Source organism: Flavobacterium olei (assembly GCF_039749035.1).
Lineage (GTDB): Bacteria > Bacteroidota > Bacteroidia > Flavobacteriales > Flavobacteriaceae > Flavobacterium > Flavobacterium olei.
This window is the reverse complement of the sequence record NZ_JBDKWC010000001.1, coordinates 95,259-118,546: the sequence shown is the minus strand read 5'-3', so window position 1 is coordinate 118,546 and position 23,288 is coordinate 95,259. Positions and strand designations below refer to the sequence as shown.

The 23,288-nt window shown below is 37.1% G+C and carries 13 protein-coding genes; 6 read left to right on the top strand and 7 right to left on the bottom strand.

All coding sequences use genetic code 11. From position 1 onward, the window contains the following. Positions 1 to 198: 198 nt before the first annotated feature. Positions 199 to 1,617, bottom strand: coding sequence for an SDR family oxidoreductase (locus ABEB31_RS00495; protein ID WP_347049290.1), 1,419 nt, complete (start codon positions 1,615 to 1,617; stop codon positions 199 to 201). Positions 1,618 to 1,628: 11 nt separating this feature from the next. Beyond that, a complete protein-coding gene (locus ABEB31_RS00490) occupies positions 1,629 to 2,312 on the bottom strand; it encodes an SDR family NAD(P)-dependent oxidoreductase (protein WP_347049288.1) in 684 nt (227 codons plus the stop codon). Positions 2,313 to 2,544: 232 nt separating this feature from the next. Here ABEB31_RS00490 and ABEB31_RS00485 point away from each other — a divergent pair, with 232 nt between their 5' ends. Then, on the top strand, positions 2,545 to 3,678 hold the full coding sequence (locus ABEB31_RS00485; RefSeq protein ID WP_347049287.1) for a sensor histidine kinase: 1,134 nt from the start codon (positions 2,545 to 2,547) through the stop codon (positions 3,676 to 3,678). Between the two features lie 5 nt (positions 3,679 to 3,683). Here ABEB31_RS00485 and ABEB31_RS00480 read toward each other — a convergent pair whose 3' ends face one another. From ABEB31_RS00480 to ABEB31_RS00470, 3 genes are all read right to left on the bottom strand, one after another. Continuing rightward, entirely contained in the window at positions 3,684 to 4,202 is a 519-nt protein-coding gene (locus ABEB31_RS00480; protein ID WP_347049285.1) for a DUF421 domain-containing protein, read from the bottom strand. 87 nt (positions 4,203 to 4,289) lie between these two features. Next, positions 4,290 to 4,682, bottom strand: coding sequence for a response regulator (locus ABEB31_RS00475; RefSeq protein WP_347049283.1), 393 nt, complete (start codon positions 4,680 to 4,682; stop codon positions 4,290 to 4,292). 57 nt (positions 4,683 to 4,739) lie between these two features. Further along, the gene (locus ABEB31_RS00470) at positions 4,740 to 7,991 is read right to left on the bottom strand and encodes a PAS domain S-box protein (protein WP_347049281.1); all 3,252 of its coding nucleotides are present in this window, start codon (positions 7,989 to 7,991) and stop codon (positions 4,740 to 4,742) included. 652 nt (positions 7,992 to 8,643) lie between these two features. Here ABEB31_RS00470 and ABEB31_RS00465 point away from each other — a divergent pair. After that, positions 8,644 to 10,209: an arylsulfatase gene (locus ABEB31_RS00465; protein WP_347049279.1), complete on the top strand. Its 1,566-nt coding sequence runs from the start codon at positions 8,644 to 8,646 to the stop codon at positions 10,207 to 10,209. A 279-nt stretch (positions 10,210 to 10,488) separates the two neighbouring features. Here the strand turns inward: ABEB31_RS00465 and ABEB31_RS00460 are convergent, their stop codons facing one another. Continuing rightward, on the bottom strand, positions 10,489 to 10,881 hold the full coding sequence (locus ABEB31_RS00460; RefSeq protein ID WP_347049278.1) for a Rid family hydrolase: 393 nt from the start codon (positions 10,879 to 10,881) through the stop codon (positions 10,489 to 10,491). A gap of 296 nt (positions 10,882 to 11,177) precedes the next feature. On the opposite strand from ABEB31_RS00460, the gene ABEB31_RS00455 reads away from it, so the two are divergent. Further along, entirely contained in the window at positions 11,178 to 11,885 is a 708-nt protein-coding gene (locus ABEB31_RS00455; protein ID WP_347049276.1) for a DUF1826 domain-containing protein, read from the top strand. Positions 11,886 to 11,940: 55 nt separating this feature from the next. Here the strand turns inward: ABEB31_RS00455 and ABEB31_RS00450 are convergent, their stop codons facing one another. Further along, positions 11,941 to 13,485: a helix-turn-helix domain-containing protein gene (locus ABEB31_RS00450; RefSeq protein WP_347049275.1), complete on the bottom strand. Its 1,545-nt coding sequence runs from the start codon at positions 13,483 to 13,485 to the stop codon at positions 11,941 to 11,943. A 607-nt stretch (positions 13,486 to 14,092) separates the two neighbouring features. On the opposite strand from ABEB31_RS00450, the gene ABEB31_RS00445 reads away from it, so the two are divergent. The 3 genes from ABEB31_RS00445 to ABEB31_RS00435 all read left to right on the top strand — a co-directional run bounded on the left by ABEB31_RS00445 (position 14,093) and on the right by ABEB31_RS00435 (position 23,288). Then, a complete protein-coding gene (locus ABEB31_RS00445; RefSeq protein ID WP_347049273.1) occupies positions 14,093 to 14,794 on the top strand; it encodes a hypothetical protein in 702 nt (233 codons plus the stop codon). A gap of 11 nt (positions 14,795 to 14,805) precedes the next feature. After that, entirely contained in the window at positions 14,806 to 22,317 is a 7,512-nt protein-coding gene (locus ABEB31_RS00440) for an Ig-like domain-containing protein (RefSeq protein WP_347049271.1), read from the top strand. A 62-nt stretch (positions 22,318 to 22,379) separates the two neighbouring features. Next, entirely contained in the window at positions 22,380 to 23,288 is a 909-nt protein-coding gene (locus tag ABEB31_RS00435; protein WP_347049269.1) for a PorP/SprF family type IX secretion system membrane protein, read from the top strand.

Here is a 23,288-nt window from a genome sequence, read left to right as displayed (position 1 = left end):
GATTTAATGTTTCTCTAATTTAAACAAATAATTTAACATTTAAAAATTACTTTATCATTCCTTTTATGATCTGTTTCACAAGACACTCCAAAATCGGTAATTTAATTTTGATAAAACTGTAACTTTTTGTTTCTAATTTTTAAAATTGATTTATAAAGTCTTCTGCATGGGATCATTTAAAGTATTTACAAGATTACGTTACATGATCAGCCTGTTAAGCATTCCTTTAAAAATAAAACCATGAAAAGGCAGAACCGAATACCAGTACAATTTTCCTAAAATACCTTTTGGTCTAAAAGTAGCTGCCTGATATAAAGTATTATTAATGATCTTAAACTCCAGCCATGCTTCGCCTGGTAATTTCATTTCGGCATACAAAACTAATTTTCCCTGCTGACGATCAGCGTAAACGACACGCCAAAAATCAAGTGCATCACCTGGAAACAGTGCATTTTTATGAGTTCGTCCTCTTCTGGTGCCAACACCACCAAAAATTTTATCAATAAAACCGCGTAAACTCCAAAGCCAGTCTCCGTAATACCAACCTGTTTCGCCGCCAATTGACCAGATTCTGTCAATTGTATAGTCACGATTTACAATTTTCATTTTTCTGCGGTCTATATAACAATCCTTTTTTGGAACTTTGAGATATTGGCTGAGGCTTCCTTTAAAACGACCGTTAGCCAGGGAATCTTTCCAGCTCGATACGATATCGTCTTCCTGTATTTTCTGCAGCGCACGCTCCAATGCCTTTTCGTATGTAATGGGGCTAATTCCTAAAACAGCATTAATGCGATTGTCGCTGCAAATGACTTCTACCTTCATACTGCTGACTAAGGAGGAAGCCAGTTTATAAGAAGTAGAGGTTACAAAATAAAGCCAGTATGAGGACAATTTAGGAGTCATTACTGGAATTGTAAAGATGTAACGTTTTAATTTTTTGGCTTTTGCAAAACGCAAAAGCATTTCTTTGTATGTAAGGATGTCCGGACCTCCAATATCAAAATTCTGATTGTAAGTTTGCGGATTTAAAAGTGATCGTAATAAAATTTCGAGTACATCTGTAATAGCTATTGGCTGGCATTTGGTATTGAGCCATTTTGGTGTAATCATGACCGGAAGTTTGTCTACGAGATCACGAATTATTTCAAATGAGGCACTGCCGGATCCAACAATAATTCCCGCTCTCAAAGTAGTAAGAGGAACATTTCCGCTGTTTAAAATATCTTCGACAGCTTTTCGGGATGACAAATGTTTGGATAAGGATGTATCATTCACAATTCCGCTGAGGTAAATAATCTGACGGGCGGCTGTTGCATTGAGTCTTTTTATAAAGTTGTGAGCCGATTCGCTTTCCATCTCGTCATAATTTCCTGCAGTATCAGACATGGAGTGAATTAAATAATAGGCTGCATCGATATCCTCAGGAATATGGGCAAGAGTATCGGGATTTAGAAAATCCGTTTCAATTACTTTTAGATTATCAGATAATGTTACGGAATAATTAAATCTGCTTTTGTCTCTGACACAGCAAACTACTTCGTGACCATCTTTGAGTAGCATCGGTAAAAGCCGTTTTCCTATATATCCTGTTGCGCCTGTTAAAAGAATTTTCATGTCTGTGTTTGTTATAATTTAAAACTCACCAATCCGTAATCCATCGTAAAGATCTGACCGGAAATTGATGATGCATTCTCAGAAATAAGATAATCTGCCATTTTTGCTACTTCTTTGGGCTGAAGGTAATTTTTAAGCGGATGGCGTTCCTTCATGGCTTCTTTCATTCTGTCATTTCTTAATATTGATACTGAAAGGGATGTCTCAGTTATGGTGGGTGCTATAGCGTTGATCCGCACTGAACCCGCCAGTTCGGCAGCAAGGGATTTTACAAGTCCTTCTACAGCAGATTTTGAAGCTGCGATGCTGGCATGAAAGGGCATTCCTAATTTTACGGCCACAGTACTAAACAATACTATAGAAGGATCATTTCCTTTTTTTAAAACGGGAAGATATTTCTGAATTACTTTGACGGCTCCTATAACATTTATTTCATAATCATTTCTAAAATCATCAACACTCAGACTCTGAATTGGTTTCAGGTTGATGGAGCCCGGGCAGTAGATTAGAGAGTCAATACTCTCTATTTCTGGAAGTTCGTCCTTTAAAATATCTACAGAAAAATGAATCAGGTTTTTATCCGCAATATCGGGCGTGGTGCGGCTTAGATTATATACTACACTATCTTTTAGTTTTTCGATCAGGAGTGCATTACCAATTCCTTTACTGCCTCCAATTATTACCACTTTTTTCATATCGCACGATTTTTAATTCCTTATAAAGTAAATGATTTTCGAATGTTCTGATGTCAAATATTCTTATTCTAAATTAAAGGTAGTAATTGTTTAACTATTTTACGAAAATATTAAACAAAATATGCGTAATTATTTTTATCTTCGACAACCGGATCTGCATATTTTGTTTGGAGGAATCAAGTAAATTCCTTTTAAACAACAATTGCATTTAATCTGATATAATTATACTATTATGAATCAACATATTAAGCTTTTAGAAGATATAATTCAAATGGCTCCTATACCTATAGCAGTGTTAGAAGGATATCAGTTAAAAATAATACTTGCCAATCAGGCAATGATGGAGGCGTGGGGTAAAGGCAGTCAGATAATCGGAAAAAATTATCTGGAAGTACTTCCTGAAGTTAAAAACGATGCTTTTTTTGAAGAGGCAGTTGGAGTACTTAAAACCGGAATTCCTTTTCATGAAACAAATAAAAAAGTGAATTTGGTAATTGATGGCATCAGCAGACTTCATTATTTTAATTATAGTTTTACACCACTTTATAACGAAAACGGAGAAGTATATGCCGTAATGAATACGGGTGTAGATGTGACAGATGTAAATTTTGCCAGACAAAAAGTTGAGGAAGAACTGCAGCAGACTCAGGAGCTGCGACGATCTAATGATGACCTTCTTCACTTTGCCAGTATAGTAAGTCACGACTTGCGTGAACCCATCAGAAAAATTAAGATATTTGAGGCACTTTTGCGAGATGAGAAAAAAGCTGTCTTTACAGATAACGTAAAAAAATATCTTAGTAAGATCGAGAAATCTACACAGAGAATGGAGAATATTATAGAAGGAATTCTCGCTTATTCTACAATTGATAATACTACTCAGCAAATTGAAAAAGTAAATCTTGATGAGGTAATTGAAAATATAAAAGCTGATCTTGAACTTATCATTGAAGAAAAAGGAGCTGTTTTAGTGCTCAGTACATTTCCCGTAATCGAAGGAGCGCCAATTCTTATTACACAGCTGTTTTATAATCTGATTCAAAATGCGCTTAAATTTTCTAAGGCAGATGTGCCACCAAGAATTATAATCTCATGTAAAACAATAGAATATAATGCAATATCTTGCGTAGAAATTACAATAAAAGATAACGGAATCGGATTTGATGAAGCTTTTTCAGAACGCATATTTAATAATTTTGAAAGACTGCATTCTAAAGATCAGTATGAGGGAAATGGTCTCGGACTTTCTCTTTGTAAAAAAATTGTAAAAAGACATTCCGGTAAAATTAGTGTTAAAAGTCAAAAAGATGATGGTGCTGAATTTATCGTCATCTTGCCGCTTAAACAGCTAAAGGAAAATATTTAAAAACATTACAGCGGGATTTTCAAATCATCCATTGAGCTTGGACCTGCAACTGTTGATTTTTTTACAACTGTCATTGTACCATTGAGTTCCATTATTACTGCTTTGACATCATCAATCTGATCGGTTCCTGACGATCTGATGGCTGCATAAATCTCTTCCTGAGTGATGCCTTCACGAAGCATTGTTTTTTCCAGAAAATGATTATCGTAGAAAACAACATGTGGTTCTGTATTGATTATTTTTTCCATCGTAGCCGAAGATCTTGCGAGCCAAGCAAAGGTGTATTGCATTAAAATGATAAGAAAAAGAACTACAGCTCCCTCAACAACAGGTACAGTGGCAAGCATCATATCTGAAAGTGTAGAACCAAGTGCAATCGAAACAACGAAATCAAAGGCATTAAGTTTGGCAAGCGTTCTTTTGCCGGAAATCCGCACAAAAAGAAAAAGTGTAATAAAGGCTATAATAGCTGTCAGGGCAACAATTCCCAGACTTTGCCAGTCCCGAAAAAAAACTTCTTTCATTAATGTTTAATTAGTGCATGTTAATACTTACTCTAATTTACAATAATTAAAGGAGATATGTTGTTTTTTTTAATTATAATGAAGAGATTAAAATCCTAAAAACGCAGTAATGGTTTTTCTAAGATCTTTTTCAAGCTGTGTCATAGAATAATGTTTGGTCATAAATAGCGCAGCATTATTTTTAAGGGCAAAAGCTTTGTCTTCTTCACTTGAAGAAGTAGAATAAATAATGACCGGGATATCGCTGTAAGTGTCTTCCTGTTTGATATGTAATAGAAATTGCCTGCCATCCATTACGGGCATATTGAGATCCAGAAAAATCAAATCCGGTTTTTGGAAAGATTGTGTGTTTAATTTTTCAACTGCGTGAGCACCGTTTCGGGCTTCTTCATATCTTATATTCAGATTTAGAGAAAAAAGTATTTCCTGAAATATTTCACGGTCATCGGCATCATCGTCAATTAAAAGTACTGTTTTCATATGGAAGTTCGGCATCTGCCGACAAATATACGTCATTTCATACGGATGTCCGTTTTTTTAATATAAATGTTGTTTTAAAGGTATAATAATGATAAAAGATGTACCAATGCCTTCTTCCGATTCTGCAGTGATGCTCCCATTATGGTTCTGAAGTATCCTGCGGCACATTGCCAGTCCGATCCCGGTTCCTGCAAATTCATCTCTTCCGTGCAAACGCTGAAATATATTAAATATCTGTTCCGCATACGCCTGACTGAATCCGATCCCGTTATCTCTCACTATAATTTTAGCATATTTTCCAATACGAAAATAAGTACTGTCGATTTTGTTCTGCGTGTCTGAAAGTATTTCAGAACTAACATGAATATTAGGTGTGATCTCTGCTTTACTGTATTTCAATGCATTGGATATCAGGTTACCAAAAAGTTGCGACATTTGAAGTGGTATGGCTTCAATGACAGGAAGATCTTGACTCGTTATAACAGCGTTTTTCTGCTCAATTGTAAGGTCAAATTCATTTATAATATCCTGCAGTACGGTGTTGAGATCAACAGATTCAAATTTCTTAACAGCACTCGATAATTGTGAGAATCCCAATACGTCCTTAATAAGCGTTTCCATCCTTTTGGTGGAGTTTGTAATTTTTTCAAGATAAACAGCGGCTTTTGACGGATTTTTTTCGAGACTGTTTTTAAGCATTTCTGTAAAAACACTTATTTTACGAACAGGTTCCTGCAAATCATGCGAGGCAATATAAGCAAATTGTTTAAGCTCCTGATTACTGGTTAGCAGTTCTGCATTGGCGGCATCCAGTTCTGCGGTGCGCTCCTTAACCTTAAATTTCAGTTCTTCCTGCAACTCACGTTCCTTGGTAACATCCTGGGCTGTTCCGCTCAGGCATTCCGCACTGCCGTCTTTATTATAAAGTACCTGTGCGTTGGCATGAATGATACGAACTTGTCCGGTACGTTTATTCGTAATCGGAAATTCGTAATCATAAAAATCTGATGAACCGGGCTTTAATGCCTCATTAATCGAATGAATGACTTTGTGCCTGTGTGTTTCAGCGATAAGTTCAAAAAGTTCTTCTACAGGTGCGACATGATTGGAGAGTCCTAGCCAGTTCTTGAATCGCGTAGAGCATAAAATGCTGTTTGCTGCAAGATCGAGACGCCAGGTAGCAAGTTCTGCAAGTTCAATGGCACCCGCTAGGGCTATACGTGTTTCATCCAGTTTTTTAGATGCAATTACCTGATCGGTAATATCAATGGCAATATCCATTATTCCATAAATTTCCCCTTTGGAGTCACGGATAGGAGTGTAGGTAAAATCAAAATAATAGGTGCTCAACACGCCGTTTATTTTAAGGTCGGCCGGCATAGCGCGACCGTAATAGGTTTCTCCTGTAATGTATACCTGATTCAGGATATCCAGGAAGGGCTGGCTTTTCAATTCCGGTACGGCAACTTCCATCGGCTGACCGATTACTGATTTGTCCTTGCCCCAATAACTGATCATGATATCATTTGCAATCTCAATTTTCATATCACTGCCGGTGAAAAGGCAAATGGCAACAGGAGACTGCTCGATCATAAGGCTGATACGTTCCTGACTTTCACTAATTGCTTTACGGCCAGAAATAATTTCGTCCATATCCATGCAGAAACCGGCATAACCGGCATAACTTCCGTCTGCATCATAAAAGGGATCACCAGCTGCACGGCACCAGATTACCTCGCCATTGTTTTTTCTCGCTCTGAAAAGTACATCAAAGTGGCTTCTTTTGGCAATGGCTTCCTGATAAGCTTTCACAGCATTTTTAAAATCTTCCTCGATAATAACAGAAGACCATCCGCCCTTTAGAAGCTCCTGAGTAGTTAGTCCTGTAAATTCAATTAGTGTTTTATTAAAATAGGTAAGAGTACCTTCCTGATTAGAGAGCCATAAACCGGTTGGGGAACTGTCTGTAACGTTTTGAAAAAGTGTGTCGGCATCCCGTTTGGTCTGCTGCAATATAGACTCAGCCTGTTCCAGCGCAATACGGTTTTGCTCCTGTTCGGTAACATCGGCTACAGTACCGGAAAAAGCGGTGACGGCTCCGTTTGAGTTGATCATCCTTGCTGCAGAAATTGCAACGCGGTGAATGCTCCCATCATCCCAAATTACCCTTGGCGTATAATAAAAAGTACCATTCTGAATGCCGTTGTCAATGGCCTGAGCACGAAGTGCCAGATCATCCGGATGTACATATTTTAGAAAATCTTTGCGGCTAAGATGCTTTTTATCCGATCCGGAAATTATCTTAGCAAATTCCGGCGAATAATCTATGGTGTTGTTTGAAAAGTCAACATTAAAAAGGCCGAGCCCCATACTTTTAATAGTCAGGTCGGTAAGCTGTCGTGATTTTACAAGATCTTCGGCGGTTTTACGATGTGCAGTTATATCCTGTAAAGTGCCGTTAAAACGGTATGCTTTTTTATCATCATCAAACCAGGCCTTGCCTAGTGCGTGTACGATGCGGTCCTTTTTTGTTCGCGGATTAATAATTGTATATTGAATGTCAAATTTTCCGCCAGATTCATATTGCAACGCCCTGTTAATGGCAGTGTTAACATTATCCCTGTCATATTCTGCTATAGCTGCTGTAGCGCTGCTAAGGAGGATTTCATCATCTGCCTTAAGACCAAACCATTCTTTTAATCTGGCGTTGGCAGAAAACCTGTTGGTTTCAGGATTAAGATCAAAAGTTCCGAATTCCGCAGCATTAATTGCAAACTCCAGCTCTTCTTTATTTTCTTTAAGTTTTCGGTTGTAATTTACTTTTTCAGTAGTTTCATTGCAGACTACCAGTACGCCTTTAATATTCCTGTTGTCATCGCGAACAGGACTGTAACTGAAAGTCCAGTAGACGTCTTCAAGTTGTCCATTTCGGTAAATGGGCAGCAGCAGGTCTTCATACCAGACACTTTCACCTGTAGAAAGCACTTTAGTAATAAGCGGATGAATAAAATACCAGATTTCCTGCCAGGAATCCGCGCCTTTTTGTCCCATAGCTTTTGGATGCTTTCCGGCAGTTCCAAGGCTTGGTCTGTACGAATCGTTGTAAAATTGAATCAGCTCTTCTCCCCACCAAAGAAACATAGGGAATTTGGATGATAAAATGGTAGCGACAGTGTTTTTAAGGCTTTCAGGCCAATTATCGGGTGTTCCAAGTACGTTAGACGACCAGTCAATATTCCGAATGATTTCTGCTGCTTCTCCGCCGTTTTGAAGAAAAAAGTAATCGGAGTTATTATCGGTATTATTCAAGTGATGTTGTTTTTAGAGACAGTCGGGGGGGACTGTTGTCAATATGTTTCTGATTGTGTGTAAATGTAGTAAATTAAATAGTAGCCCAAATAAAAGACCGCTTTTTAGTATCAATTTAAAATCAATAAAATAAGCTATGCTGTTTCAGAATAATTTCTCTTTTAATATGAATAGACCGTTATTAAATTTTAAAATTCGAAGCTGACTTTGTAATGATTTTTATACCAGAAACTTTATTTTTTTACATAGGCGTTCCCTACTTTTAAATAAATGACAACGTGTAAGAAATTTAATGTTTATATTTTGTTGTTTTAAATAAAATAATTTATCTTTGATTGTGTAATTATCTGTTTTATATAGCTTTATGGGTTTAGTAATTATTAATTTTTATTTACTAAATTTTGATATATAAAACATCTACTGCTGAAAGTTTAATAGTAAAGCAATAGTGCTTAATTACATCCAGACACTTGTGATGTTTCTTCAGAATAGTCAAAAACGTCAATCTGCTCATTGAAAAATTATAATTACTTCGGATGGATAACTTCGCAGATAATATAAATACAGCTATTTCTCAATAATAATCTGTCTGCTATTTATTCTAGATACGCTAATCCGATTTTTTGCTACTTAACTATTAATTTATAAGCATATGATTTTAAAATACAAAAACAAAAGAATGATTTTAAATGTGGTGCTAATTGCAAGCTTACTTTTGTCGCTGCCACTAGCTGCGCAAAAAAAGGATAAGCCGAATGTTATTATGATAATGACAGATGATGTTGGTTGGGGCGACCTTGGAAGTTATGGCGGGGGAGTTATGCGTGGCGCACCCACACCCAATCTTGACAGAATGGCTAATGAAGGTGCCAGATTTGTGAATTACTACGGACAGGCAAGCTGCACTGCTGGTCGTGCGTCCTTTATTACCGGTCGTATTCCGGTGCGTACTGCACTTTCTGCTGTTTTGGTTCCGGGCGATCCAAACGGACTTTCAAAAGAAACGCCTACCATAGCACAAGCGATGAAGAAGGCTGGTTATTCGACCGTATTTGTTGGTAAGTGGCATTTAGGCGATAAACAGGCAAACTACCCAACAGAACATGGTTTTGATGAGATGTACCATATGCTTCCTTATTATGCAGGTGTATATGCATACGATTACAAACCGCTTCACCCTAATTTTCCATCAGATGATGCAGCATTTATGAAAGTCTGGGAAAGTATAAATCTTGGCGAATTTGAAGGTAAAGCCGGTCAGCCTGCAAAAGTGGTAAAGAAGAAAGTGGGCTTTGATGATTTAGCTACGGTCGATGACGAAATGCGTGAATCAACAGTTGAATATATAAAGAAACACGCCAAAGATGATAAACCTTTTTTTGCTACAGTATGTTTTGAAAAAGTGCACAATCCAAATAATCCATCACCAAGATGGAAAGGTAAATCTCCCGGTGGAGGAATCTACCTAGATGCTTTGATGGAAATGGACGATAATTGCGGGCAGATATTACAGGCTGTACGGGATGCAGGAATTGCAGAAAATACGTTAGTAATCTGGACTACAGATAATGGAGCGTGGATAGATGCGTGGCCAGATGCAGGATATACTCCTTTTAGAGGGATGAAAGGTTCTGTTTACGAAGGCGGTTTCCGTTGTCCTGCACTTGCATGGTGGCCCGGACATATTAAAAACGGTACTGTTAATATGGATATGTTTTCTCATATGGACTGGTGGCCTACTATAGCATCTATTATTGGACAGCCGGTTCCAACTCATGAATGGAAAGACAATTCAGGTAAAACAATAATTTTTGACGGTCTCGATTTAAGCGCATCTTTACTAGGTACAGGACCCGGAATAAGAGATAGCTTTATTTATTTTGCAGGACAGACATTCGGTGCTGTAAGGGTTAAAAATTTTAAATTTCTGTTTACCGCCAAAGACAGCTGGCTGGGGACAGATAAACCTCTAAAGGTTGTCGCTACTTACGATTTGCAATGGGATCCTGCAGAACATTATGATATGACTTTTAACGGTGCAGCCCCTGATAACGGAAATTCTCCCGGACATTTTAGCGGCAGTGACAATGGATGGGCCGGAATGTATATGGCACCGCATGTTATACAATTATTTGAGGAAATGAAAAAAGTGCCCAATAAAGAATATATTCCATTTGGCGAGGGACTTCCAAAGATTATTCCTCAGGAGTATAAATAAGATTTAAAGACTTTTGGTGAATTTTAATAATGCAAAAAAAAGACTGCATTTTTGGACCTTATTTTACGGACTGCTGTTTTAAGATTGGAATTTGTAAAACTGAGATCCTAAATAAAATAAAATTTGCCCTTATGATATATCTAAATGTAAAAAAAAGAAAACCGGAATTTACGCCGGTTTTTCTTTTTTCAGGTTCTAAAATCTTTAGCTATTTAGTTGACATCTTTGAAAATACTGAAATACTTTTTTTATGATTTAGTATTGAGATTAAATCAGGCTTTAACTTTTAGCTACAATTTTTATTTCTACCATTTGTCCCGGTAGTGCCAGTTCGGTTACCGCAACAATACTGCTGGCAACTCTTTGGGGATCCGGATAAAAGGACCTTCCTAATTTTTTCCTTGCCTGAAATGCAGATGCCATATCTGTCACGTAAATAACTTCTTCTACAATATCATCCTCATTCATATCAAAATTATTTAAAAGAATTTTAATGTTTTCGTAAGTTTTAATGAACTGATCTTCCATTCCAACTCCAAGATTGCCCTCACTGTCATGACCCAATTGTCCTGAAATCCATAGCGTATCTCCATTTTTTACGGCTTGCGCATAACCATATTCTTTTTCCCAGGGCATATTTAAGGTGCCCAGCTCTTTTTTTAAGTTTAACATACTTTAAGTTTTTACTATTTAAAATAGTAATGCTATGATTACGCCAATTATATAAATCTCTCATTGTGAGTTAATAAGGAATGAATACTATGAATTTGTTTTACGACATTTCGTTATTTTATTAAATATTTAATAAACAGATACATTATTAGTACACGAGTAGAAGACCAGCTTGCTGTTTTAATGTCTAAATGTTCAATTTTAAATTTTAAGTTTAGAGGTATAAATAGGACATGCAACTTAGTATTACTTATTTTTGTGATGCATAAATCACTTATTTTTAAATATTTTTTTCGATGATCAATACATTTTCTAGTAATCAAATTGGTATTGTTTCCACTTTTTCTGAGCTCGTTGATACCGATTTCAAAGGAGAAACAAATGCGTTATGCTGGTACAGAAATCCAGATGGCGATTTTAACGAAATTGTAAACCAACTCTTTATACAATTAGATGTACGGGAAAATATAACAGAAATTTATGCCAAAGATTTAATAGCGCTCCAACTCTCAGAAAAGGGAAATACGGCAAGGCAAATAATTTTAAATGATTTACAACTGCTGACTGATTTTGGAGCTTCGCCCTCGCTTAATCTGCTAAAATGCTATGAACGGGATGATGAATTTGACTTTATATCAACCGATGTCTACTCTTTTCATGTTGATCGGTCTCCCATTGCAACAGATACATTTTTGTGTACCTATCACGGAGCGGCAAGTGATATTATTTCCAATTCACAGGCAAGGCAGAAAATTAGGATTCCGGAAGTCCGCGCACAACTAAAAGAGCTGCATAATGGAACAGAGGAGGAATTTGAAAACTTTTTAAAAGATAATTTTTTTGATTTGCATTATCAGGCAAACGAAGATGCAAAACCCGTTAACTTAGGTAAAATGCATCTTTGGCGCCTGGCTGTCGATCATCCTAAGCAACAAGTGTTGCCCTGTATTCACAGAGCACCAATAGAAAATGAGGGTGAATATCGCCTATTGTTGATCTGTTAATGAAATTTGTTGATTTGAAATCTCAAAGCTTTTTATATAATGTTTTGATAATCACTTATGACACATCAGGTTGTTCATTTTGCAGATATCGTATAAAATCTAATGGTGAAACTCCGGTTATTTTTTTGAAGGTAATGGTAAATCGACTGTGAGACGAAAAGCCTGCCTGATCAGCAAGGTAACTAATTTTATACTTCAAATAATTAGGATCATTTTTTAAGCGGTCTACAATGTAATTGATCCTTAACTCATTGATATAACCAGCAAAATCCTTAGAGGTGTTTTTATTTATCACATAAGATAAATAGCGGTGATTTATTCCCAGGTCGGCTGCTACGGTATTTAACGAAATATCTTTGTTCAGGTAAAAGTGCGATTTTTCAAACTCCTTTATACTATTTAAGATGGTGTTTTCAGTGGCTTCCGACATGTATTCTTTGGTAGTTTCTTTCTTCGGAGCTGTTTCTGCTTTATCGTAAACTGTTTCGTTTTTGCTGATAAAAGTTTTAAATTTTTTATAATCCTGACGTCTTTTATAAGTAAAAAACGCTATCAAAATCAAAATGACCAGAATGCTGCAACCTACAATAATAAATTTGCTTTTTTCGTATTGCGATTTACTTTTAATCTGGTTTTTATGAAGTGTTTTGATTAAATCATCTGCAATAATTTTTCTGCTCTGCTCGTCGTCTTTGGTTAGTTTAGAATTTTTTTCATTATATAAAATGTATTTTTTATTATCGGTCTTTTTATAAAACTCTAATAAAGAGGTATAAACTTCCTGCTTTAAAGTAAAGAAATTTGATTCATCTGCTATCTGTTCTGCTTTGTTATAATGAAGTTGCGCTTTTTGATTATCCCCCATTTGGGCGTATACGTTTGCCAGGCCATTCAGTATAAAACCTTTTAACGGACTATTGGCAGATTGGGAATCTTCGAGCTCGTCGTAAGCTTTTTCAAAATAGAATAATGCAGAATCAACCTGATGCAAGGACAGATAATTTTTGGCGATCAGCTCATCATTTACAGCCGTTTGAAAGTTGATATCGATACTGGATCCGGCTTTTTTAAATAGTATATTTCCACTTTTAAGATGTGCAATTGCTTTAGCATAATTAGAAGCGTACATTTCGTAATATGCGATTTCCTGAGAGAGGTTTCCCTGAAATCTGTACATTTCATTTTTATCTTCTATTTTCTTACTTACCGCCAAAGCTTTCTGCAAATAAATTTTTCCTAAGCTGTAAATTTCGTTTTCACGATGCAGCGTAGAGAGAAAACCATTTATTCTTGCCTGCTGTGTATAATTTTTGTCAACAATTGCTATGCTGTCTGCCCGTTTTAGAGATGTAATGGCTTCATTACGTAAACCATACTGGCGCAATAGTGTAGCCCTAAGCATAAAGGCTTTAATTTTTTCAGCATTATTTTGCGAAATTTTATAAAGATAATCGGTATTGCTTAACGCTTTTTTTGGATCAGAACTTAACAGAACCTGAGCAGTTTCGGCAAAAACCTTGTCGTATTTTGAATTTTGAGAATAATTAAATTGATTAGAAACAACAAGGGCAATCAGCAGTAAAAATGATTTGAAGTGCATATAGGTCGTAAAATTTAAATTAATGGCAAGTAGGTGGTGTTTTTTGTTAAGGTATTAAAACTAAAATGACATTCTAATTTACAGAATTTTTTTAAAAGACAGAAACTTCCGGATTTTCTTAACAACATCAAATTCTTAAGTTATAAAATACAACTGAAATAATTAGATCGGCTTCGCATAAATTTTGGAAATCCCTGAAATTGGAAGTTTATAAAGCCATGCAAAAATAAAACAATTATAATGTGTATTTGTATTTTGTGGTGATGACATTATATAAATTACGAAATCGGTGTAGTTAATTGATTTAAATAGAAATACGTTTTCGACACTAGGTAAGAATTTTATCAAGTATCATTAAATCAGAAATAAAAATCGTCGTTGGATAACGACTTTTGGGTGTAACCAAAATATTTCGGATCAAAATTTACAAATGGCAGTAGAAAAGCTGTTTTTTGTAAAAATCTGTAAACTAGTATTATACGGATTTATTATGCAATAAATATTTGTCTTTTTGCGTAATAGAACAAGTAACGGTCTCAGGAAACTTTATGTAAATATTAATTTCGCGCACAATTAGCGAAAGCTGTGTTCAACTAAATTTTCAATTATGACTAAGACTATTTACTGGAAACATTTCAGTTTAAAAAATGAAAAAGTCCTAATTTACATTTTCTTTTCGATCTTGTTTATTAGCTACAAATCGACAGCCCAGAACAACTTCAACCTTAATTCTGAGCAGTTTTACAAAACCATTTCTTTTGGTGAAAAAATTGATTTTGGAACTATCGATGAATCTGTAACATGGAGCATCGCTAATTCTAATAAAAGTATTTTCAAAACCATTCGTGGAAATGAAATTAACGATTACGTATTTGCTGAGCCTGGTGAATATGAGATAAATTATCAGGAAAATAAAAAGCATGAAGGCGAATGTGATCATCCAGTGTTTGCAGACAGATTCAAAATAAAAGTTGCAGCTGTAAAATTATCTTTTGATTTTTCAAAAATTTCCTTTTCTGAAAAGATTTCCAAAGGGAAAAACTACACCAATTTAATTATCACAGTTCCTGTGATAATTAACAATACAGATAATTCTATTGCGAAATTACCTGCGCCGGGTCTTTTTATAGCCGGATTGGGAGTTTCAATGACTGCTGAGCCTATGGAAAAAGCAGTCAGCCTGAATAAAACTCAATTATTAAAATATAAAGTGTCAGGAATCATTAATGAGGAAACGTATCTGATGTTTGATTTTTATGATTTCAGCAATCAGGTACAAACGTACAATCTTCCTCAGATAATAAAATAACAGGATCAATTATGATAAAAAACTACTTTAATTTAAATAGAGGATTAAATATAAAAAAGGCAATTTGTCTTCTTTTTGTATTTTTTATATTCATTCAGATTTCACATGGACAATGTGCGACTCCTGTTTTGGGATGTCCCAATACCGATCTATCGAACTTTGGTACTGCTTCAAACAATAATGCTGCAACTATAGAGTATGATAATTTTGTTTCGAGTTTTCATACTACAGTGGTGAGAACCTCTAACGGTTCCTTTCAGGTATGGGGAGAAAAAATTGCAAATAATGGCACATCAAACCAACTGACTCCGTTAACAGTGAATGTCGCCAATTTTCCAGCTTTGACTACTGCTACTCCTTTAAAGGCGGGACTTGGAAGTTTTTCGTCAAATACTGTGCAGGGAATTCTTTTAGCCACAGACGGTTTATATGCGTGGGCTACTGAAGGTTCTGTTCTTGATGAGTCAATTACCAGTAGTGCAGCCTTTCAAAAACTAACAATTGATGGAAATACGAATGGTTTACCAGCAGGTGTAAGTCCAGGAGATGTAAAAATGTTGTTTGCGACTTATAAGACATTAGCAATAACTACTTGTAGTGGAGATGTCTGGGTAATTTCGCAAAGTTTGAATATGAGAGGAAACGGAACTGGTGCAACTTCGGCAACTAAATGGTATAGAGTTACTACTTCTGCGAACGGGAATCCATTTCTTACCGATGTCGTAGCTTGTAGAGGATCCTATGAAGGACTTATGGCTTTGAGGTCAGATGGAACTGTTTATGTCTGGGGAAAAAATGTATATTTAGGTAATAATTCTGCTGTAATTGCGGATCAGACCACAGCAGTCCAAATGACAATTCCTTCCGGAATAACTCCAAAAATGATTGGTTCATCAGGAAATGGAACTTCGAGATCTTATTATATTTTAGCCACAGATGGAAACTTGTACGGAGTGGGTGAAAATTCTAACAGAGAACTTGGAGATTGGACAGTTACTGACAGGTTGTCCTGGGTACAGCCCAGATATACTTCTGCAACAGGTCCTGTTATGAACAATATTAAATGGTTTAGCTCCCAAGAGCATGATTCCCAATACGGTAGTGTAAATGTAATTAATGACAGCAAGAACATTTATGCGTTTGGAAATAATAACGGCTCCTTACTTGGAACTACAAATAATCCGTCAGATCCTATTATGCCAAATGGTCTCAGTCCAACAGATGATATTCTTGCAGTTGAAACAGGAGGTCATACTTCGATGATTGTTAAAAATTGCCAAACTAAATTCGGTTACGTTGGTCATAGAATTAGCGGTAGTATGGGTGATGGTAATAGTACTAGTGCAACAGAAAAAAGTTATACTTTTGCTACAGCTAATGTACAAATTTGCGGAGCAGAATCCAATCCTGCAATTCAGCCCATTTCAACGGGAGGAGGACCTAATTCTAAATATTGTGTGGATGATCCTGTATTATTAAATCCAACACCAACCGGAGGTACATTAAGTATACTAAGCGGTCCCGGGACATTATCGGGAAATACTTTAAGTTTTACCGGAGTCGGTACAGTTTCTGTTCAATATTCTGTAACAACTGCTTGTGGAGGAACATCCGTTACGACACGAAACTTTGACGCCGCGCTTTGTCCGGTAGATCTTCAGGTTACAAAAGTGGTCGATAATACAAATGCCAGTGTAGGAAGCAATAGTGTATTTACAATTACTGCTATAAATAATGGTCCTTACAAAGCAACAGGAGTTGTAATTAATGATGCACTTCCTTCAGGATATACTTTTGTCAGTGCAGTACCTTCAGCAGGAACATGGACAGCACCAGACTGGACAATTGGTAATCTTGCAAACGCGGCAAGTGCTACCCTAACGGTAACTGCCACAGTAAATCCTACAGGATCATACGCAAATACAGCTACGATTTCCGGAAATAATCCTGAAACGGGCACTACCAATAATTCTGCTACAGCTACGCCAATAATTCAAACGAATCTTTCGGTTACTAAATCAGTAGATAAGAGTACTCCTAATGTGGGAGACACGGTTAAATTTACGATAACAGCATCGAATTCAGGGCCAAGTGCGGCTACAGGAGTTGTTGTTACCGATTCTCTTCCTTCAGGATATACTTTTGTAAGTGCAACGCCATCAGCGGGAACTTGGCTTGCGCCCGATTGGACAGTTGGTTCTCTAGCTAATGGCGTAAGTGAAACACTTATCATTACTGCGACGGTAAATGCAACAGGTTCGTATATTAATACCGCTACGATCACTGGAGTGCAGAATGATCCAACTCCGGTTAATAATTCCGGATCAGTAACTCCTGTTGTGAATCACGCGCCGGTAGCAAATGACGATGATCGTACTGCCTTTCCTTTAACTGAAGACGGAGCAGACGGTTCTGTTGCGATACTTGTTAATGATACCGACTCTGACGGAAATCCAACTGCGCCAGTAAATGGAGCAAATCAGTTTACAATAGATTTAGATCCTTTAACCGCTGGTATTCAGACTACATTTTCTGATGCTAAAGGAGTTTGGACTTTAAATACCACTACAGGAATTGTAACTTTTAATCCGGCAAATAACTATAATGGTACAGCAAAAATCACGTATACTTTATGTGATGCATTAGGACTGTGTGATTCTGCGGATATTACATTTTTGGTGAATGCTGTTAATGATAATCCGGTTGCAATTGACGATTCGTATACCGTTTCAGAAGATAGTTCTGTAGCATTAAATCCGTTAAATTTAGATACAGATGTTGACGGTGATACTTTAACTATTACCTCAATCAACGGAACCACTTTAACGGGCGGGATTCAGGAAATTACCGTTTCAAACGGAAAAGTAAATATCTCAGCTACAGGTGTAATTACTTTCATAGCAGATGCCAATTTTAATTCTGCTACAGCAATCCAGTTCCCTTACGAAATCAGCGACGGAAAAGGAGGAACTGCCACGGCAAATCAGATCATAACAGTTACGGCAGTAAATGATAACCCAGTTGCCGTTGACGATTCTTATACGGTTTCAGAAGATACTTCTGTAGCATTAAATCCGTTAAATTTAGATACAGATGTTGACGGTGATACGTTAACAATCATTTCAATTAATGGAATGGCCTTAACTGGAGGCGTTCAGGAAATCACCGTTCCTAACGGAAAAGTAAATATCTCGGCTACCGGCTTGATTACTTTTACACCAGATGCTAATTTTAATTCTGCTACAGCAATCCAGTTTCCTTACGAAATCAGCGACGGAAAAGGCGGTACTGCTACGGCCAATCAGATTATTACAGTTACGGCAGTAAATGATAATCCGGTGGCAGTTGACGATTCTTATACCGTTGCAGAAGATAGTACTGTAACATTAAATCCGTTAAATTTAGATGCAGATGTTGACGGTGATACTTTAACTATTACCTCAATCAACGGAACCACTGTAACGGGCGGAGTTCAGGAAATCACCGTTCCAAACGGAAAAGTAAATATCTCAGCTACAGGTGTAATTACTTTCATAGCAGATGCCAATTTTAATTCTGCTACAGCAATCCAGTTCCCTTACGAAATCAGCGATGGAAAAGGAGGGACTGCTACAGCCAATCAGGTTATAACAGTTACGGCAGTAAATGATAACCCAGTTGCAGTTGACGATACTTATACGGTTGCAGAAGATTCTTCAATACCATTAAATCCGTTAAATGCAGATACAGATGTTGATGGTGATACTTTAACAATCACTTCAATTAATGGAATTGCCTTAACTGGAGGCGTTCAGGAAATTACCGTTCCAAACGGAAAAGTAAATATCTCAGCTACTGGCGTAATTACTTTTACACCAGATGCTAATTTTAATTCAGCTACAGCCATCCAGTTCCCTTACGAAATCAGCGACGGAAAAGGAGGAACTGCCACGGCAAATCAGATCATAATAGTTACGGCAGTAAATGATAACCCAGTTGCGGTTGACGATTCTTATACGGTTTCAGAAGATTCTTCAATACCATTAAATCCGTTAAATGCAGATACAGATGTTGATGGTGATACTTTAACAATCACTTCAATTAATGGAATTGCCTTAACTGGAGGCGTTCAGGAAATTACCGTTCCAAACGGAAAAGTAAATATCTCAGCTACAGGTGTAATTACTTTCATAGCGGATGCTAATTTTAATTCAGCTACAGCCATCCAGTTCCCTTACGAAATCAGCGACGGAAAAGGCGGTACTGCTACGGCAAATCAGATCATAACAGTTACGGCAGTAAATGATAAACCAGTTGCGGTTGACGATTCTTATACGGTTTCAGAAGATAGTTCTGTAATATTAAATCCGTTACATTCAGATACAGATGTTGACGGTGATACTTTAACAATCACTTCAATTAATGGAATTGCCTTAACTGGAGGCGTTCAGGAAATCACCGTTCCTAACGGAAAAGTAAATATCTCGGCTACCGGTGTAATTACTTTTACACCAGATGCTAATTTTAATTCGACAACGGCAATCCAGTTCCCTTACGAAATCAGCGACGGAAAAGGCGGGACTTCGACGGCCAATCAGATCATAGCGGTTACGGCTGTTAACGATAATCCTGTTGCGGTTGACGATTCGTATACCGTTGCAGAAGATTCTTCAATACCATTAAATCCGTTAAATGCAGATACAGATGTTGATGGTGATACTTTAACAATCACTTCAATTAATGGAATTGCCTTAACTGGAGGCGTTCAGGAAATCACCGTTCCTAACGGAAAAGTAAATATCTCGGCGGCTGGCGTAATTACTTTCATAGCGGATGCTAATTTTAATTCCGCTACAGCAATCCAGTTTCCTTATGAAATCAGCGATGGAAAAGGAGGGACTGCTACGGCCAATCAGATCATAGCGGTTACAGCTGTTAATGATAATCCGGTTGCGGTTGACGATTCTTATACGGTTTCAGAAGATAGTTCTGTAACATTAAATCCGTTAAACTCAGATACAGATGTTGACGGTGACACTTTAACTATTACCTCAATCAACGGAACCACTTTAACTGGCGGGGTTCAGGAAATCACCGTTCCTAACGGAAAAGTAAATATCTCGGCTACCGGCTTGATTACTTTTACACCAGATGCTAATTTTAATTCAGCTACAGCAATCCAGTTCCCTTATGAAATCAGCGATGGAAAAGCAGGGACTGCTACGGCTAATCAGGTTATAACAGTTACGGCTGTTAATGATAATCCGGTTGCAAATGCTGATAGTAATAACAGCATGTCGTCAAATGCGGGAGAAACTCCGATTAATGCGCTTTCTGCAACAGATATTGATGGTACAATTACTAATTATACCATTATTACGTTGCCGGCAGGCGGAATTTTAAAATTAAATGGAACAATTGTAACGGCAGGACAAGTATTGACACCTTCTGAGGCAGCTCAATTAACTTATGAGCCAAACGGAGCATTTACAGGAAATGACACGTTTACTTTTACAGCAACAGATAATCTTGGAGCAGTTTCCACATCAGCAGTTATAACAATTCCGGTTGTAAATAACGCGCCTGTTGCCAATGACCAAACTAATTCTGTTATTCCTTCTAAAGCTGGTGCGACGGTAATCGATGCGTTAACAGCTTCAGACGGCGACGGAACTATTGTAAATTATATCGTATTGACCTTACCAGCCAACGGAATATTAGCTTTAAACGGTATTCCTGTTGTAGCTAATCAGGTTTTAACACCAGCAGAAGCCGCAATATTGACTTATGATCCAAGCGGTGCATTTGCAGGGAACGATACTTTTACTTTTACTGCAACCGACAATAACGGATCAATTGATGCAACACCTGCAATCGTTACAATACCGGTGGTAAAATCACAATTGAACGCAGTTAAAGATGAAGCTGGTTCAGTTGTAGGTATCAATGAAGTGGTTAAAGTTATCAATATTTTAGACAACGATACTTTAGATAACAATCCAATTGTAGTTACAGATGTTACTATTAAAACAGTAACTCCGGATCCTAAAGGAATATTGACGCTTAACCCGGACGGAACTGCTGACTTAGCACCAAATGCTCCGGCAGGTACGTATACACTTACGTACGAGATTTGCGAAAAGGCTAATAACAGCAACTGTTCTTCTGCAACTGTTTCTGTGACAGTTGTTGCACCGGAAATCACAGTAACTGCAACCAGTTTTTGTTCAGACAACGCTGCTTATGTCACTTATAATGTTGCAGCAGATAACTTTACACCAAAAGGATTAGTTACAATCAACTGGATTGACAGCGCAAACAATATTGTGGCCACACAAACTAATATGCCTCTAAATGGAACGGTATTGTGGCCCGGAACAATTTTAAACGCAAATAACAAACCAACCGACTGGCCAGGATGGGTATTGGTTAAAGGACAATGGACAGAAGGTAATGACGGATTTGAATTAACAAGACCGGCGGTTAACATGCAGTTTTCATTAAACCCTACTAAATCTGTTAGTGTAAACTATCCTTCTGCTTTATCGGGATGCAGCGCAAGACCTCAATTCGGAATCGAAGCAGGAAATGATAATGACAATAGTATTGCAGACGGAATTAACGGTTCATTAGAAGTAGTCAATGTTTTAGATAATGACAAATTAAATGGTGTTCCGGTTAATCCTGCAGATGTTACTATAAAAGGACAAAATTTCCCAACCGGAATAACTCTTAATGCAGACGGAACAATTGATGTTGCACCGGGAACTCCGGGCGGAAATTACGATCTGACTTATCAAATCTGCGAAAAAGCCAATGCATCAAATTGTACTACGGCAACCGTTCACATTTTTGTTGAGGTTCCTGCAATATCGCTTATCATGAAAGCGTCATTGAATGATACTAACGGAAATGGAACTGCCGAAGCAGGAGAGACGATAACCTATACTTTTACAGTTAAAAATACAGGTAATACCGCACTTCAAAACATTACAATTGCTGATCTCTTACCTGGAGTAGTAATCAACGGCGGACCAGTCAATTTAGCGGTAGGAGAAAGCGATACCATGACATTTACAGGAAAATATGTGCTGACTCAGGCAGACATAATTGCCGGTTTAGTAAGTAATCAGGCAACAGTTTCCGGATTTACTCAAAAAGGTGTTAGTACTTCTGATATTTCAGATTCTGAGAATATCGACGGTGATACTCCGACTGTCATTGAATTAAAGGATGGTTGTAGTATAAAAATCTTTAATGCGGTTTCTTTAAACGGTGACGAAAAAAACACAAGATTTTACATTAGAGGAATCGAGTGTTACCCGGACAATACAGTTCAGATTTACAACCGTTGGGGCGTGTTGGTTTTTGAAAGAGATCACTATAACAACAATGATATCGTGTTTAAAGGTTTCTCAGAAGGAAGAACAACAGTAAAAGAATCAAACGGGTTGCCGGAAGGAACATATTATTACATATTGAGATACAAAGACAATCAGTCTAAACCTCAACAGGAAGCGGGCTACTTATATCTGACCAGATAATATTTCCATAGTAATAAAAATGGCTTAGCCATAGGTTAAGCCATTATTTTAAAAATAAAAAGATGAAAAAATTAGCTTTAGTTTTATTGTTTTGTTCTGTGGCAGGTTTTGCCCAACAGGACGCACAGTTTACACAATATATGCACAATACCATTACTATAAATCCCGCCTACGCCGGTTCGAGAGGAGTAATGAGTGTTTTTGGTCTGTATCGCACCCAATGGGTTGGACTTGATGGTGCGCCTGAAACCAGTACCTTATCATTGAATACACCTGTAAATGATAAGATAGGATTAGGTTTTTCTTTAATAAATGATAAAATAGGACCTACAAACGAAAATAACTTTTCAGTAGATTTCTCCTATTCAATACCGACCTCTGCTACAACGAAACTTTCATTCGGAATTAAAGGATCGGGAAACATTTTTAATCTTGATCCGAGTAAATTAACTCCCGAAGATCAGGGTGATGAGCAGTTTTCAAATTTTAAAAATAAATTTACGCCTAATGTTGGAGCAGGCGTGTATTGGCACTCAGACAAAGGTTATATCGGTTTATCTGTGCCCAATTTTATCGAGACAAACCGTTACGATGATAATGAAACAGCAATATTTAAAGATAAAATTAATTACTACTTAATCGCCGGGTATGTATTTAATTTAGACCGATACGAAATGATAAAATTCAAACCTGCCGCTCTGGCCAAAATGGTTGAAGGTTCTCCATTACAGGTTGATGTTTCTGCAAACTTTATGTTTAATGATAAATTTGTTGCCGGTGTATCGTACAGATGGAGCGCTGCTCTGAGTGCAATGGCTGGTTTCCAGATCAACAAAAACATGTATATCGGCTATGCTTATGATCATGAAACAACAAATTTAAACCACTACAATTCAGGTTCACATGAGATCTTCCTGCGTTATGAGTTTTTGAATAATTACAGCCGTATAACTTCACCAAGATTCTTTTAA

Excerpts from the sequence above, each read along its gene's own strand:
- ABEB31_RS00435 (WP_347049269.1), top strand. The coding sequence starts at position 22,380 with ATGAAAAAATTAGCTTTAGTTTTATTGTTTTGTTCTGTGGCAGGTTTT.
- ABEB31_RS00455 (WP_347049276.1), top strand. The coding sequence starts at position 11,178 with ATGATCAATACATTTTCTAGTAATCAAATTGGTATTGTTTCCACTTTT.
- ABEB31_RS00450 (WP_347049275.1), bottom strand. The coding sequence starts at position 13,485 with ATGCACTTCAAATCATTTTTACTGCTGATTGCCCTTGTTGTTTCTAAT.
- ABEB31_RS00465 (WP_347049279.1), top strand. The coding sequence starts at position 8,644 with ATGATTTTAAAATACAAAAACAAAAGAATGATTTTAAATGTGGTGCTA.
- ABEB31_RS00445 (WP_347049273.1), top strand. The coding sequence starts at position 14,093 with ATGACTAAGACTATTTACTGGAAACATTTCAGTTTAAAAAATGAAAAA.
- ABEB31_RS00490 (WP_347049288.1), bottom strand. The coding sequence starts at position 2,312 with ATGAAAAAAGTGGTAATAATTGGAGGCAGTAAAGGAATTGGTAATGCA.
- ABEB31_RS00495 (WP_347049290.1), bottom strand. The coding sequence starts at position 1,617 with ATGAAAATTCTTTTAACAGGCGCAACAGGATATATAGGAAAACGGCTT.
- ABEB31_RS00460 (WP_347049278.1), bottom strand. The coding sequence starts at position 10,881 with ATGTTAAACTTAAAAAAAGAGCTGGGCACCTTAAATATGCCCTGGGAA.
- ABEB31_RS00475 (WP_347049283.1), bottom strand. The coding sequence starts at position 4,682 with ATGAAAACAGTACTTTTAATTGACGATGATGCCGATGACCGTGAAATA.
- ABEB31_RS00440 (WP_347049271.1), top strand. The coding sequence starts at position 14,806 with ATGATAAAAAACTACTTTAATTTAAATAGAGGATTAAATATAAAAAAG.
- ABEB31_RS00480 (WP_347049285.1), bottom strand. The coding sequence starts at position 4,202 with ATGAAAGAAGTTTTTTTTCGGGACTGGCAAAGTCTGGGAATTGTTGCC.
- ABEB31_RS00485 (WP_347049287.1), top strand. The coding sequence starts at position 2,545 with ATGAATCAACATATTAAGCTTTTAGAAGATATAATTCAAATGGCTCCT.